Annotated in this window: 13 protein-coding genes; 7 read left to right on the top strand and 6 right to left on the bottom strand. The window is 71.7% G+C overall.

The features are described 5' to 3' along the window. Positions 1-6: 6 nt before the first annotated feature. On the bottom strand, positions 7-594 hold the full coding sequence (locus tag ABH941_RS08240) for a TetR family transcriptional regulator (protein WP_370127956.1): 588 nt from the start codon (positions 592-594) through the stop codon (positions 7-9). Positions 595-652: 58 nt separating this feature from the next. Here ABH941_RS08240 and ABH941_RS08235 point away from each other — a divergent pair, with 58 nt between their 5' ends. Further along, positions 653-1,198, top strand: coding sequence for a GNAT family N-acetyltransferase (locus ABH941_RS08235; protein WP_370127955.1), 546 nt, complete (start codon positions 653-655; stop codon positions 1,196-1,198). A gap of 203 nt (positions 1,199-1,401) precedes the next feature. Then, positions 1,402-1,737: an RNA polymerase-binding protein RbpA gene (locus tag ABH941_RS08230; protein ID WP_134007858.1), complete on the top strand. Its 336-nt coding sequence runs from the start codon at positions 1,402-1,404 to the stop codon at positions 1,735-1,737. 43 nt (positions 1,738-1,780) lie between these two features. Here ABH941_RS08230 and ABH941_RS08225 read toward each other — a convergent pair whose 3' ends face one another. Continuing rightward, positions 1,781-2,167 carry an SgcJ/EcaC family oxidoreductase gene (locus tag ABH941_RS08225; protein WP_370127954.1) on the bottom strand — a complete coding sequence of 129 codons (387 nt, stop codon included), beginning with the start codon at positions 2,165-2,167 and terminating at the stop codon, positions 1,781-1,783. A 138-nt stretch (positions 2,168-2,305) separates the two neighbouring features. On the opposite strand from ABH941_RS08225, the gene ABH941_RS08220 reads away from it, so the two are divergent. Then, complete coding sequence (locus ABH941_RS08220; protein ID WP_370127953.1) at positions 2,306-3,307, top strand: sigma-70 family RNA polymerase sigma factor; 1,002 nt, start codon at positions 2,306-2,308, stop codon at positions 3,305-3,307. Between the two features lie 70 nt (positions 3,308-3,377). Here the strand turns inward: ABH941_RS08220 and ABH941_RS08215 are convergent, their stop codons facing one another. Beyond that, the gene (locus tag ABH941_RS08215) at positions 3,378-4,172 is read right to left on the bottom strand and encodes a sigma 54 modulation/S30EA ribosomal C-terminal domain-containing protein (protein WP_370127952.1); all 795 of its coding nucleotides are present in this window, start codon (positions 4,170-4,172) and stop codon (positions 3,378-3,380) included. A gap of 269 nt (positions 4,173-4,441) precedes the next feature. Between ABH941_RS08215 and ABH941_RS08210 the strand changes: the two genes are divergently transcribed. From ABH941_RS08210 to ABH941_RS08195, 4 genes are all read left to right on the top strand, one after another. Next, positions 4,442-5,023, top strand: coding sequence for an NADPH-dependent FMN reductase (locus tag ABH941_RS08210; RefSeq protein WP_370127951.1), 582 nt, complete (start codon positions 4,442-4,444; stop codon positions 5,021-5,023). A gap of 165 nt (positions 5,024-5,188) precedes the next feature. After that, on the top strand, positions 5,189-7,591 hold the full coding sequence (gene efeU / locus ABH941_RS08205) for an iron uptake transporter permease EfeU (RefSeq protein ID WP_370127950.1): 2,403 nt from the start codon (positions 5,189-5,191) through the stop codon (positions 7,589-7,591). A 167-nt stretch (positions 7,592-7,758) separates the two neighbouring features. After that, complete coding sequence (efeB, locus tag ABH941_RS08200) at positions 7,759-8,979, top strand: iron uptake transporter deferrochelatase/peroxidase subunit (protein ID WP_370128150.1); 1,221 nt, start codon at positions 7,759-7,761, stop codon at positions 8,977-8,979. A 128-nt stretch (positions 8,980-9,107) separates the two neighbouring features. Then, entirely contained in the window at positions 9,108-9,917 is an 810-nt protein-coding gene (locus ABH941_RS08195; RefSeq protein WP_370128149.1) for an SAM-dependent methyltransferase, read from the top strand. A 27-nt stretch (positions 9,918-9,944) separates the two neighbouring features. Here ABH941_RS08195 and ABH941_RS08190 read toward each other — a convergent pair whose 3' ends face one another. From ABH941_RS08190 to ABH941_RS08180, 3 genes are read right to left on the bottom strand one after another with little or no spacing between them, the layout of a single operon-like run. After that, entirely contained in the window at positions 9,945-11,369 is a 1,425-nt protein-coding gene (locus tag ABH941_RS08190) for an amidohydrolase family protein (RefSeq protein WP_370127949.1), read from the bottom strand. Beyond that, on the bottom strand, positions 11,366-12,631 hold the full coding sequence (locus tag ABH941_RS08185; protein ID WP_370127948.1) for a CoA transferase: 1,266 nt from the start codon (positions 12,629-12,631) through the stop codon (positions 11,366-11,368). Before ABH941_RS08185 ends, ABH941_RS08190 begins: the two co-directional genes overlap by 4 nt. Positions 12,632-12,685: 54 nt before the next feature. Next, positions 12,686-13,594 (bottom strand): TauD/TfdA dioxygenase family protein, encoded by a 909-nt coding sequence (locus ABH941_RS08180; protein ID WP_370127947.1) that lies wholly within the window; start codon positions 13,592-13,594, stop codon positions 12,686-12,688. Positions 13,595-13,891: the final 297 nt, after the last annotated feature.

The following is a 13,891-nucleotide window of genomic DNA, read 5'->3' as shown; positions in this document are numbered from 1 at the left end:
GGAGAGTCAAGGACGGGGGTGTGCCAGGACGCGGAGGTACGCGGTGACGGCCGCGGTGGTACGGGAGTGGTCGTCGGTGGCGAGCAGGTCCAGCAGGGCGCCGCGGAGGACCGAGAGCAGCAGGGTGCGTTCGGCGAGGCCCTCGGGGGTGTCGCGGAGCGCCGGTTCCTGTGCGGCGGCGAAGACGTGGAGCCAGTCGTCGACGGTTCGCCGGGCGAAGCCGGCCCACGGTCCTGACCTGTCCACGAGCGAGCAGGTGTAGGCCTCGGCCCACAGGGTGAGCAGTCGGCGGTGTCCTGGATCGGCCAGCCAGCCCCAGACCAGCTCGCCGGCCTGGGCCAGACCGTGCTGACGCGGTGTCAGGTGGAGCGCGTCGAGCATCCGCAGCTCGTCCTCGCGGGCCCGGCCGAGCAGCGCCTGCACCAGCGCGTCCTTGCTGCCGAACAGGAACAGCAGCACGCGAGGGCTGCTGCCGACGGCCTCAGCGAGTGGACGCAGGGACATGCCCGCGAGCCCGTGCTCCAGGACATGGGCGTAGGCCAGTTCGAGCAGCTGCTTCTTGCGGGCGGAGTCGGTGGGGGCCGATGCGTTCACCTTCGCCATTATGCTTTACTGAAACAGTCGTTTCAGTCCAGCTGCCGGGGAGGCCGCGATGGGTGACGCGCAAGCGGTGATCAGGCCGATCGGTGAGCCGGGTGACCTGGGATGGGTGGTGATGGCCCACGGCGAGCAGTACACGGCGGAGTTCGGCTGGGACGCCACCTTCGAGGCCCTCGTCGCCCGGATCGTCGCGGACTTCGCCGCCGGCACCGATCCGGCCCGGGAGGCCGCGTGGATCGCCGAGCTGGACGGCCGTCGGGTGGGCTGCGTGTTCTGCGTGGCCGGCGAGGACGGCGGCACCGCGAAGCTGAGGATCCTGCTGGTCGATCCGGTCGCGCGGGGACACCGCCTCGGCACCCGTCTGGTGGCCGAGTGCGTGGAGTTCGCCCGCGCAGCCGGGTACCAGCGGATCCGGCTGTGGACCAACCACCCGCTGGTGGCCGCGCGCGGCATCTATCTCGCCGCGGGCTTCCGGCTCGTGGGGGAGGAGCCGCACCACAGTTTCGGCGTCGACCTGACCGGTCAGACCTACGAGCTCGACCTTGCCCGAACGGGTGACCTGAGTCGCCACCTGTCCGAACCTCTTCAGAACTGGTAAAGATCGCCCGGTTTCGCACATTGTTCGGTCAGAATCTGATCACCGGCGTTGGACTGCGCCGCGGGGCCGGCCCCGCAGCTGACGAGACTGCGGGGTCGGCGTAACCACCGATCGTGGTGAGAGAAGCCCGGGATGGGCCGTAGGCTGGGCGACCGGCCCTGGTACGGCTCAGGGTGCAGCAGTCCGATCGAGGAGTGGTGGGCGTGGCGGGACGCGGCGGGATCAGGGGCAGTCAGGTCGGGGCAGGGCCGATGGGGGAGAACGAACGCGGTGAGCTGGCCCCGCGTACGGTCGTCTCGTTCTGGTGTGCCAACGGGCACGAGGTCCGGATCGGGTTCGCCCTGGAGGCGGACCACCCCGATGTCTGGGACTGCCCCAAGTGCGGTCTGATCGCCGGTCTCGACCGCCACAACGTGCCGGCCCCGGCCAGCGCGGCCCCGTACATGACGCACCTGGGGTATCTGCGCCAGCGCCGCTCGCAGGAGGAGGGCGACATCCTGCTGGAAGAGGCGCTGGCCAAACTGCGCGGATCCGTCTGACCGTCGCCGCCCTCCGGACGGGCGGCGACGGCAGGCCGGCGGGTCAGGCCGGGCAGTTGTGGTAGGCGGCCAGCAGCCACCTGCCGTCCCTGCGGGTGAGCGTCCAGGTGGCCAGCACCCAGCGGTCGTCGGCCGGCTGGGTCTCGCCGGCCATCAGGACGTTGCTCCTGCTGACGACGACGGCCGCGTCGGCGCCCAGACGGCGGACGCTCTGCACCTGGTCCCGGACCTGGCTGCCCTTGAGCGGGCCGGCGAAGGACTCGGCGAGGCGGTCGCGGGTCGCGGCGGGGCCGACGCTGTAGGAGCCGGGAATGATCGAGGTCATGTCCTCGGTGTAGTCGGCCACGAAGGCGTCGGCGTCGTTGTCCGCCCAGGCCCGGTAGAGGTTGTCGAGCACGGCGAGGATCTCACGGTCCTTGGGGTCGGTCATGGTCGTTCCTTCCGTCGGTGTACTGCCTTCACCGGTACATACCTGGCAGCCCGCCACGGCTCATCGCTCGCGTTGCGATGACTTCCGGGACCGCCGCCGGTATGTATGGGCACCAGGGCACCAGGACCCGCGCGCGCGATGGAGGACAGGGTGGCGACACCGACCGGCGAGGACTCTGCAGCGGACTTCACGGTCCAGACCGATCCGTTCCGGCGGGAGTTGCTGGCGCACTGCTACCGGATGCTCGGCTCGGTGCACGATGCCGAGGACCTGCTGCAGGAGACCCTGCTGCGGGCCTGGCGGGCGTACGACCGGTACGACCCGAGCCGCTCGGCCCTGCGCACCTGGCTCTACCGGATCGCCACCAACGCCTGCCTGACCGCGCTGGAACAGCGCAGCCGGCGCCCGCTGCCCTCCGGACTCGGCGCGCCGCCGGGCGAGGATGCGGGGGAGCCGCTGCTGCGCGGCGAGGAGGTGCCCTGGCTGCAGCCGATCCCCGACGCGATGCTCGGGGACCCGGCGGGCGTCCTGCTCTCCCGGGGTTCGCTGCGGCTGGCCTTCGTCGCCGCGATGCAGTTCCTGCCGGCCCGGCAGCGGGCGGTGCTGGTGCTGCGCGAGGTACTGGACTGGCCCGCCGCCGAGGTGGGCGAGGCGCTGGGCATGTCGACCGCCGCGGTCAACAGCGCCCTGCAGCGGGCCAGGGCCCGGCTCGGCGAGCTCGGCCTGGGCGAGGACCAGATCCACGAGCCCGCCGACCCGGGCCACCGCGCCCAGATCGAGCGCTATGTGGTCGCCTTCGAGAACGCCGACTTGGCCGCGCTGGAGAAGCTGCTGACCGAGGACTGCGTCCTGGAGATGCCGCCGTTCGTCAACTGGTACCGCGGCCGCGAGTCGTACCTCGTCTTCATCGCGCGCGTCTACACCCTGCGGGGCACCCACTGGCGCTTGGTGCCGACGGGCGCGAACGGGCAGCCGGCGCTGGCCGCCTACACCCGCGCCGAGGACGGCGGATACAGCCTGCACACCCTCCAGGTCTTCACCGTCACCGAGGCGGGCATCAGCCGCAACACCGTCTTCCAGGACCAGGAGCTGTTCGGCTATTTCGGCCTGCCGGAGCGGATCCCCGGCGCCGGCGACTGAACGCGTCAATTCCCGTTGCGCGTATCCACGGATACGCGCAACGGGAATTGAGGGAGAGTTAAGTCCGGTGCTACGGCTCGGGGACGAGCAGACCGTAGTGGCCGTCATAGCGCTCGTAGAGCATGGCGCCGCGAGCTTCGGGGTGTGCCGCGGTGTTCGCGAAGAACAGGAACGGCAGTGCGGTGAGGTTCAGCCGGGCCAGTGCCTCATTGGGTGTCAGGAAGGGAGCCGGTCGCGGGCGGACGGTGACCGGCAGGTGGCGTCGGCGTGGCGGTCCGCTCTTGGCCGAGAGCTGGGCCAGGCTGTAGCCGGTGGGGCCGGAGCGGAAGACCATGCTGTCCTGCCCGGTGTCGGCGTCGGTGAACAGATGGCAGTCGTAGTCCATCGCGTCCATGCGGAACGCCGCCTCGTCCACGGTCTCGCACCGCAGCACGACCGACTTGCGGCGCATGATCCGGTGCCGGAGGACCGGAGGTAAATCGAGGTCGGAGTGCAGGTCATGGCTGTGCTGGTGCAGTGACTCGCGAGGCGCGCTGATCGCCTTGCCGGAGTAGGGCGAGCCGGCCCGCAGCAGTCGCATCAACTGCTCCCGCAGCCGTTCCCGCAGCAGGTAGATGGCCTCGTGCACATTGCGCGCGGCGGCCTGGGCCCGGAGCGGGATGCCGCCGATCTCCAGGTTCCCCTGAACGACTGCGGGGTGCTGGAGGGTCTGGTCCGGGAGCCGGGTCAGTTTGATCCGTGCCCGCCGTATCAGCAGGTCGGCGTCCTGGTCCAGTTGCTCGATGCTGGTGCGGGCCAGGTGGCGCGCATCCTCCGGGATCTCTCCGCGGGTCTCGACAGTCACGGTGAAGGCGGCTGCGCTCATGGTGTGTTCGTGCCTCCTGCTCGTCGCGTGAGTAGGGTCGATCAGTGAAAAGTGACCATACCGTGTCCTTGCGTCGGTCCGGGATGTTACGTCCTTCACAGCAGACACACTGACACCAAGCGAATTGATGTTGTGTCAAAAATGGTTCCCAGGTGATTGAAAACCGGGCACCGGCACGCGAATGGAGATTTTCTCGAACCGCCGGCCAGGTGCGCGCGTAGGTTTCCGGGCGTAAGGACGCTGCTGCGTAAGGAATCCGGAGGCCATCGATGAAGCCGTTGATCGTAGGGGTCGGAGGGACGCTGAGGCCCGGGTCGTCCTCGGAGACCGCACTGCAACTCGCGCTGGAGGCGGCCCGGAGGAACGGGGCCGAAACCGTCTCCTTCGCGGCCAAGGACCTCCAACTCCCGTACTACGACCCGTCCGTGCAGGAGCGAACGCTGGATCAGGAGCGGCTGGTCGACGCCTTCCGGCGGGCGGACGGGATCCTGATCGCCAGCCCCGGCTACCACGGTGCGGTCTCCGGGCTGATCAAGAACGCCATCGACCATGCCGAGGATCTCGCCAGGGACCGGCGCGTCTACTTCTCCGACATCCCCGTCGGCTGCATCGGCGTCGCCTACGGCGCCCAGGCCGCGACCTGCGTACTGCACAATCTGCGCACCATCGCCCACGCCCTGCGCGGAGTGCCCACCCCCTACGGGGCCGCGATCGTGGTCGGGGAGTCCAGCTACATCCAGGGACGCTGGGTCGACCCGGCGACCCGCGAGCGCCTCGCCCTGGTCGGAACGCAGGTCTCGACCCTCGCCGCCGCCCTGGCCCCGGGCATCCGGAGCAGTCGGAGCGCCTGACCGGCCGTGGACGCATGCCTGCGAGCGAATGCACATGACACCCTCGCGGCGACAACGAGTCACCTGTGAACGGTTTCTGAATTTACGTCAGCGGAAGTCTGGCTGGCCCTCATTCGCTTAAATAAGGTAAGCCTAAGCTTATCCGGCCAATCGGAGGGGTCCTGCATGTGGAATGACGCGCTTCCCAGTTTCCTGATCGGGCTCAGAGAGGGACTCGAGGCAGGGCTGGTCATCTCGATTCTCGTCGCGACCCTGGTCCGCTCCGACCAGAGATCCCGTCTACCGCAGGTGTGGACCGGAGTTCTGGCCGCGATCACCCTGTCGCTCAGCTTCGGCGCGGTGCTGACCTTCACCGCCGCCAACCTGCCCGCCACGGCGCAGGAGGCGTTCGGCGGGACGCTGAGCGTCATCGCGGTCGCCTTTGTCACGGCGATGGTCTTCTGGATGCGGCGCAACGCCCGCAACCTCTCCGGTGAGATCCGCAGCAAGGTGAACGCCGCACTGGCGGTCGGCTCCGGCATGCTCATCGCCACCAGTTTCCTCGCGGTCGGCCGCGAGGGACTGGAGACCGCGCTGTTCATCTGGACCACGGCGCAGTCGGCGTCCTCGTCCACCGGGCCGCTGGTCGGCGCGGCCGTCGGGCTGGTCCTCGCGGCCGGGATGTGCTGGGCGCTGTACCGGCGGGTGCTGACGATCAATCTGACGAAGTTCTTCACCTGGACCGGTATCGGACTGATCGTCATCGCCTCCGGAGTGCTCGCCTACGGGCTGCGGGACCTCCAGGAGGGCGGCGTGCTGCCCGGTGGACACAGCTTCGCGGTGGACCTCAGCGGCAGCATCGACGCCAACTCCTGGTACGCCACCCTGGTGCAGGGCGTGTTCAACCTGACCACCCGGATGACCTGGCTGCAGGTGTTCGCCTACGTCGTCTACCTCGGGACGGTGATGACCCTGTTCATCCGGGGTGTGCGCGCCCCGAAGGCCGGGTCCGCACCGGCGGTGACCACCCCCGCAGCGCCTGCTCCCAGCACCGTGCCCGTTCCTGTTCCTGTTCCTGTTGCATCGGAGACCGGCGCCCCGACCGACCCCTCCGCCGCGGACGCCGTCGTCGCTGCGGCCGAGGCCGTCGTCTCCGCGGCGGAGGCCGTCGTCTCGGCCGCGGCAGCCGCCGGCGCCGCCGCAGCCGCGGCCAAGGCCGCATCCGCTGCCGCTACTCCGGCGGCCGTCGCCGCACCGGAGGCCACTCCGGCCGCCGCAGCGGTGCGCAAGGACGGGCTCGGGCTGAGGCGGTTGATCCCCTCCGTCGCCGCACCGGTTGCGGCTGCCACGACCGCAGCCGAGGCCGCAACCGGGGCCGGGGTCGGGGCCGGAGCTGAGGCCGCAGCCGCGCCTGAAGAAGCGGTCCACCAGGGCCGGCCACGGTGGTTGGTGCCCACCGCCGCCGTCGCGGTCCCCGCGGTCATCGCGGGTCTGATCGTCGGTATCAGCGGTGGCAAGCCGGCCGCGGCCGCCACGGTCTCGGTCTCGCAGAAGGCCTGCGGTCAGGGATTCGCCTCGCCCAAGCCCGGTCAGCAGGTGTTCCAGATGCGCAACACCGGCGGCGAGACCTCCGAGGTCTACCTGGTCAATCCGGTGACCAACGCCGTGTACGGCGAGGTGGAGGGCATCGCGCCGGGTACCACGCGGGCGTTGACGGCCACCATCGGCAGCGGCGACTACGCCTGGCGGTGTGTCTCCACCTCGGGCAGCGCGGTCACCTCCGCGACCGTCCATGTCAGCGGCGGGACCACGGTCGCGGCCGTGCTGCCGCTGCCGGCCACCGGCCTGGACGCGCCGCTCGCGCAGTACAAGGCGTACGTCAACGCGGGCCTGGCGGCCCTGCTCCCGGCCACCAGGAAGATCGCCACGGACCTGCACGCCAAGGACCTGGCCGCGGCCCGCACCGACTGGCTCACCGCGCACCTGCAGTACGCCGCGCTGGGCGCCGCCTACGGGACCTTCGCCGACTTCGACCAGAAGATCAACGGCCGCGCCGACGGCCTTCCCCTGGGGGTCAAGGACCCCGGCTTCACCGGCTTCCGCCGGCTGGAGTACGGACTGTGGCACGCCGAGTCGGCGTCGAGCCTGGCCACCGTCGCCGACGCGCTCGTCACCGATGTCGCGGGTCTGGCCAAGGCCTTCCCCGGCCAGGACTTCGACCCCGCCGACCTGCCCCTGCGCACCCACGAAATCCTGGAGAACACTCTCCAGTTCGAACTCACCGCCGACACCGACGAGGGCAGCGGCACCAATCTCGCCACCGCCGCCGCCAACCTGTCCGGCACCCAGGAACTCCTCACCGTCCTGCGCCCACTGATCACCCAGCGGAACCCGACGCTGCTGGCGACCGTGGACGGCGATGTGGGCAGGGTCGCCACCCTGCTGGCCGCGCAGCACACCGGGAACGCCTGGACGCCCCTCGGACAGCTCGACACCACCACCCGCCAGAGCATCAACGGCGCCGTCAGCCAGCTCCTCGAAGACCTCGCTCCCATTCCCGACCTGCTCGAGATCCGGAAGTCCGCCTGATGACTGATCACATCCAGCCCTCGCAGACCCCCACGACCCCGCCCAGCTCGGCCCAGCCCGCCACCGGCTCCTGCCCCTTCGGCTTCGACCGCCCCGGCGGCGCCACAGCCGCCCCCGACCTCGCGTCCGCCTCCGACCTCGCCCCCGGCGCCTCGCGGCGTGCGGTCATGAGGACCGCGCTCGGCGCGAGCGCCCTGGGCGCGGCGATGGCCGGAGGCGCCGGGACGGTGCTGGCCCTCGGAGCAGGACCGGCCGCAGCCGCAAGCAGTCCGGGCTCCGCGGACGCGGTGGCCTTCTACGGCGAGCACCAGGCCGGGATCACCACCGCGACCCCGGCCTACGCGCTGTTCCTCTCTCTGGACGTCATCGCCGCCGACCGGGCGGGCCTGCAGACCCTGCTGCAGACCCTCACCACCCGGATCGCCTTCCTCACCTCCGGCGGAACCCCGCCCGACCTCGGCGTCGGCTCACCCCCTGCCGACAACGGCATCCTGGGCCCCACCGTGCCCGCCGACCAGCTGACCATCACGGTCGGCGTCGGAGCCTCGCTGTTCGACCAGCGCTTCGGTCTGGCCGCGCTGAAACCCCGCAGTCTCACCCCGATGCGGACCTTCCCCAACGACAACCTGCGCGCCGCGGAGCTGCACGGCGACCTGTCCCTGCAGATCTGCGCCGGCCACCAGGACACCGTGCTGCACGCGATGCGCGACATCGCCAAGCACACCCGCGGGCAGATGCAGGTCAAGTGGCGGATCGACGGCTTCCAGAACACCCCCCGCCCCAGCGGCGCAGGACGCAACCTGCTCGGCTTCAAGGACGGCATCGCCAATCCGGACACCACCTCCGCCCGGGAGATGGACAAGCTGGTCTGGGTCGCCGCCGGCGGCGCCGAACCGGCCTGGGCCACCGGTGGCAGCTACCAGGTGATCCGCATCATCCGGATGCTGGTGGAGTTCTGGGACCGGGTCTCGCTCAGCGAGCAGGAGAAGATGTTCGGCCGCCGCAAGGACACCGGCGCGCCCCTGGACGGCGCCAACGAGACCGACATCCCCGCCTACGCCAAGGACCCGCAGGGCACGGCGATCCCGCTGGACGCCCACATCCGGCTGGCCAACCCCCGTACCGCCAAGACCGACGACACCCGCATCCTGCGCCGCGGCTACAACTACGACCGCGGCATCGACAGCGCCGGCAACCTGGACATGGGCCTGGCCTTCTGCTGCTACCAGCAGGACGTCAAACGGCAGTTTGAAGCCACCCAGACCCGGCTGATCGACGAGCCGCTGGTCGACTACATCTCGCCCACCGGCGGCGGCTACTTCTACGCTCTGCCGGGCGTCAAGGACTCCACCGACTGGCTCGGACGGACCCTGCTCGCCGCGACCTGACCGCCCGTCCGCCGCCCACCCGCCTCCCGCTATGCTGCGACTGCGCAGGTTGATGATGATGTTCGGAACAGCTGGCGAAAGAGCGGGTGGGCTCGGTGGCGGACTCCTCGGAGTGGATGAAGGCGCGGATGCAGGAGCCGACGGTGCCGCCGGTCGATCTGCGCACCGACATCCCCCACTCCGCCCGGATCTACGACTACGTGCTGGGAGGAAAGGACAACTTCCAGGCCGACCGTGAGGCGGCCGAGCAGATGCTGCGCGGCTGGCCGAGCCTGCGCCCCTCCATGCGGCAGAGTCGGGCCTTCATGCACCGGGTGACCCGCTACCTGGCCGCGGAGCAGGGGATCCGCCAGTTCCTGGACGTCGGCACCGGCATCCCGACCGAACCCAATCTGCACCAGGTCGCCCAGGGCATCGCCCCGGAGTCCCGGGTGGTCTACGTGGACAACGACCCGCTGGTGCTGGCCCACGCCCGCGCCCTGCTCACCAGCTCGCCCGAGGGGCGCACCTCATACCTCCAGGCGGACATGCGCGAACCGCAGGCCATCGTCGACGCCCCGCAGCTGACAGCCACCTTCGACCTGACCCGGCCGGTGGCCCTGTCCGTCATCGCGGTGCTGCAGTTCGTGCCGGACGACCGGGACCCGGTCGGCATCGTGCGGCGCCTGCTGGAGCCGCTGCCTTCGGGGAGCTTCCTGGCGCTGTCGATGGTGACCACCGACTCCAACCCGGCCATCGCCGACGTGGTACGGGAGTACAACGCCCGCGGCATCAACGTCCAGGCGCGTACCCGGAAGCAGGTCGAGCAGTTCTTCGACGGCCTGGAGCCGGTCGATCCGGGCGTGGTCCTGGTCCACCGCTGGCGCCAGGACGGCTCCGCCACCGGCCTGGACGACGCCGACGTGGCGATGTACGGCGGCGTCGCCCGCAAGCCCTGAGCGCTGACCCGTCCGGCTGAGGCCGCGTCAGAACATCGCCGTCCCGGGCTCGCCGGCGGTCAGGCAGAGCCGGACCAGCTCGGCGTGCGGGCGGGCCAGCGCTTCGGCCAGCGGGGTGTGCAGGAGCACCAGGTCGGCGGGTTCGCCCACGCATACGGTGCGCGCCGGGGCGCCGGGAAGCCGCGCCGGCGAGAGGTAGCCGTCCAGCGCCTGCGCCGGGCTGAGCCGTTCCCCGGGGCCGGCGACGGCGCCTGCCGGGGTCAGCCGGGAGACCGCCGCCCGCAGCACCGCCCAGGGGTCCAGCGGGCCGTAGGGGGCGTCGCTGGACAGGGCCAGCGGGACGGACCCGGCCAGCAGCGAGGCGCAGCGGTACAGGTCGCCGTGCTCAGCGGCGGGGATGCCGAGCAGGAAGTCGTCGCCCCGGTCGGCGAGGAACCCCGGCTGGGTCACCACCCTCAGGCCGAGCCGGTGCAGGGTGGGGATCAGCTCCTGCGGCACCAGGGCGGCGTGTTCGAGGCGGTCGCCTGGCCGGCTGCCGGTCTGCTCCAGCGCGGCCAGCAGCAGCACCAGCGACTCACGGGTCACGCAGTGCACGGCGACCGGCCGTCCGGCCCGGTGCGCGGCGGTGATCTCCTCGACCAGCTCGTCGTAGTGGGGGAGGCCGGAGTCGGCGAGCACGATCTTCCAGGGCCCGGCCAGCGGCCCGCGCTGACGGTTCGTCGGTTCTGATGGACCATCAGCGTGCAGCGGTGCGCCCAGCAGTCGCACGCGCTGCGGCAGCGCTCCCTCGGCCATGGCGGCGGTGATCGCGTCGACGGTGCCGGCGTCCAGCGCCGGGCTCGCATCGGTCACCGAGGTGATGCCGTATCCGGCGAGCAGCCGGCCCAGGGCAGCCAGTGAGGGCGGCCGGCTGCGCGGGAGACGGGTGCGCAGCCAGTCGTCGGCGCGCCAGAGCCGCCCGGTCGCATGGCCCCGCGCATCGCGCTCGACGCCGGGGTGTTGCGCCTGCTCCAGCCCGATGGCTGCGGCGGCACGGGAGTTGAGCATCCAGAGCGCTCCGCTGCGGTGTTGTACCCGGACCGGGACGTCGTCGCGCAGCAGGTCGAGGCCGACGGCGTCCAGATCGCCCGCGACGGACTCGTGGTAGCGCACCCCGCGGGTCCAGCCGTGCTCGTCGGGCCGGGCCCGGTGGAGCAGGCCGCGCAGCTCCGTCGCATCGTGCGCGGCGGAGGGGCCGCACGGGGTCGAGGCCAGGTCGGCGGCGGTCGCGAACAGGTGGAGGTGATGGTCCGTCAGACCCGGTAGCAGCGCGCCGCCGCGCCCGTCCAGCACTCGCTCGTCCGCCCCCTCGCGAAGCAGGCTGCGGCCGATCTCCAGCACCCGCCCCCGCCCCACCCGGACGTCGCGCAGCAGCCCGCCGACCTCGGCTCGGCGGATGAGCAGGCCGCTCACGGGAGGCTGATCCCGAGTCGGACCAGTACCTCGGCGGTGTCCGCACCCATCGTGGGCGCCGGGCCTGTCGGCCTCCGGGGGGTGGGGCGGGCGACCGGGACGCATCCGTGCCCGGTGTCGACGGTCCAGCCGTCGTCGGACCACTCGACTGCGGGCCTGTCCTCCGCCCCCTGCCGCAGCGTGGCCGCCACCACGTCGGCCATCGCCACCTCCCGGAGCACCCCGCCGGACTCGTGCTCCGACTCCGGCTCGCTGAGCGCCAGGGCGGCGGCCGCAAGTCCCGTGAGGGGGTCGGCGATCGCGTCGCCGCAGAACACCGGCAGGCCCTGGGCGTCGTGGCCGAGCAGGCCGTTGGCCGCGGCCACGTCGTCACCGAAGCCGACCCGGGGGGAGGACCGCCCGTACGCGGTGATCGACACCCAGGTGCAGCCGCGCTCGACCTCGGCCAGGGCGTCCAGGCCGAACCCGGCCAGGGCGCGGGGCCGGGAGGCCTCGATGACGATGTCGGCCCGGCGCACCAGCGCGTGCAGGGCGGCACGTCCGCCCCGGTCGGCCGGGTCGAGGGCGACCGAGCGGTGTCCGGCGTGCAGCAGATGGTAGAAGTCCGGATTGCCGAGTCTGGCCCCGTCCGGTCGCGAGGGGACCTCGACCTTGACCACCCGCGCCCCGGCCAGCCCGAGCAGGTGCGCGCACAGCGGACCCGCCCACAGTGCGCTGAAGTCCACCACCAGCAGCCCCTCCACCGAGCGGGCCCGCCCGGGCGGAGTGACGGCCACCGGATCGACCGCGCGGGGGCGGACGGCCCCGGCCGCGAGGCCGAGCAGCGCGGCCCGCTCGTCGAGCTCGCCCCCGGTGTGCCCGGCCAGCCAGTCGGCCAGCCGCTCCGGGAGCCGCCGGTCCGCCTCGTGCCCGATCAGCGCGCCCCAGAGCGACGGGTCGTCCGGACGGGCACAGGACACCGCGGCCCAACCGTCCGCCGTCGGCAGCAGCCGACAGCTGCCGCCGGGGGACACCCGCCCCTGCCGGGTGCGACCGGTGTGGGCCGCGCGTTCCGCCAGCAACTGCGCCCCGTCGACCCGGACCGGATGGCGGGATCCCCGGGTGGCCTGCTCGATGCGGTCGGACATCCGTCCGGCCCAGGAGGCCGCGTCCCCGACGGGCAGGCTCGGCACCCCGCCCCGGTGGCCGGTCAGCGCGAGGACCCCGCTGCGCGCCCAGTCGCGCACCACGTCCGCGGGGAAGTCCGGCGACCCAGTCGACATGTAGGGATGGTAGGCCACCCTGCCGCGCTGGTCAGTGCCCGCGCGCCCGCCGGGTCAGGCCAGCGGCGTGTAGTGCGAGGCGTCGCCCTTGACCGAGTGGCTGGCGGTGCCGTCGATGCCGACCGGGATGTCGCCGGCGACGGTCACCCGGTTCAGGCGCCGCGGCTGGTCGTCGTAGTTGTCGATCGCGTAGTGCTGGGTGATCCGGTTGTCGAACAGCACCAGCTGGCCGGGGGCCCAGCGCCAGCGCAGCACGTTCTCCGGCCGGGTCACATAGGACTGCAGCAACCGCAGGATGTCCCGGGACTCGCCCTTGGAGAGCCCGGCGATGCGCTGGGCGAAGCCGCCGATGTACAGGCCGCGCTCGCCTGTGAGCGGGTGCACCCGGACCACCGGGTGCACCGTCTCGTAGGCGACCGAGGTGAACACCGCGCGGCGCTCCTTCTCCTCCTCGTCGAGGGACTCCGGCGGCACCGCGTAGTCGTAGTCGTTGGTGTGCACGGCCCACAGCGTGTCGGCGAAAGCACGCAGCGGGGCGGGCAGGTCGCGGTAGGCCGCGGCCGAGTTGGCGATCAGCGTCTCCCCGCCGTAGGGCGGGACGACGATGCTGCGCAGGGTGCTGAGCTGCGGGGGGTTGAGGACGAAGGTGACGTCCGTGTGCCACTGGTTCGCCCGACCGTCCTCGCTGTCCACCGGGAGCACGTTCGGGGCGCCCGGCTGGGAGGGGACGGTCGGGTGGGCGGTGGTGAGCGGCCCGAACTGCCGGGCGAAGCGCTCCTGCCCGGCGTCGTCGAGGTCCACGTCACGGAAGACCAGCGCCTTGTGCTCGTTGACGGCGGCCCGCAGCGCGGCCACGGTCCCCTGGTCGAGCTCCCGGTTCAGGTCGACGCCGGTGACCTCGGCGCCGATGCGGGCGGTGACCTTGCTGACGGATATCGCGGTGGTGGTGTCGGTGACGGTCATGACGGATCCTCCTGAGCGAGCAGTGGGCACGCCGGGATAGCTGACACGGAGTCAGAGCGCGCCCGGGGCAGCGGTGGGAGAGCGGGATCGCAGCACTCGGTACGCCACGCCGACGCCGGACAGCAGGCCGACACATGGGCCTGGCGGAGTCGGTTCAGGCAGAGGCGAGCCGACAGCGTCGGCTACATCGCGGTACACCGAGGCAGGCGCACCGCACCCGCTCGTCAAGGTGCCGCATCGATCTCATGCCAGGAGGCTAATCCGAGGCGGATGCGGGCGGCAATGATTGTTCCACCG

The organism is Streptacidiphilus sp. EB103A (genome assembly GCF_041261405.1).
In the GTDB taxonomy this organism is placed as follows: Bacteria; Actinomycetota; Actinomycetes; order Streptomycetales; family Streptomycetaceae; genus Streptacidiphilus.
The sequence above is the reverse complement of the archived record's forward strand: the minus strand, read 5'-3'. Positions and strand labels throughout refer to the sequence as shown.

Coding starts and splice junctions, on each gene's coding strand:
- ABH941_RS08235 (WP_370127955.1), top strand. CDS start 653: ATGGGTGACGCGCAAGCGGTGATCAGGCCGATCGGTGAGCCGGGTGAC.
- ABH941_RS08225 (WP_370127954.1), bottom strand. CDS start 2,167: ATGACCGACCCCAAGGACCGTGAGATCCTCGCCGTGCTCGACAACCTC.
- ABH941_RS08220 (WP_370127953.1), top strand. CDS start 2,306: ATGGAGGACAGGGTGGCGACACCGACCGGCGAGGACTCTGCAGCGGAC.
- ABH941_RS08215 (WP_370127952.1), bottom strand. CDS start 4,172: ATGAGCGCAGCCGCCTTCACCGTGACTGTCGAGACCCGCGGAGAGATC.
- ABH941_RS08210 (WP_370127951.1), top strand. CDS start 4,442: ATGAAGCCGTTGATCGTAGGGGTCGGAGGGACGCTGAGGCCCGGGTCG.
- efeU (WP_370127950.1), top strand. CDS start 5,189: ATGTGGAATGACGCGCTTCCCAGTTTCCTGATCGGGCTCAGAGAGGGA.
- efeB (WP_370128150.1), top strand. CDS start 7,759: ATGAGGACCGCGCTCGGCGCGAGCGCCCTGGGCGCGGCGATGGCCGGA.
- ABH941_RS08195 (WP_370128149.1), top strand. CDS start 9,108: ATGCAGGAGCCGACGGTGCCGCCGGTCGATCTGCGCACCGACATCCCC.
- ABH941_RS08185 (WP_370127948.1), bottom strand. CDS start 12,631: ATGTCGACTGGGTCGCCGGACTTCCCCGCGGACGTGGTGCGCGACTGG.
- ABH941_RS08180 (WP_370127947.1), bottom strand. CDS start 13,594: ATGACCGTCACCGACACCACCACCGCGATATCCGTCAGCAAGGTCACC.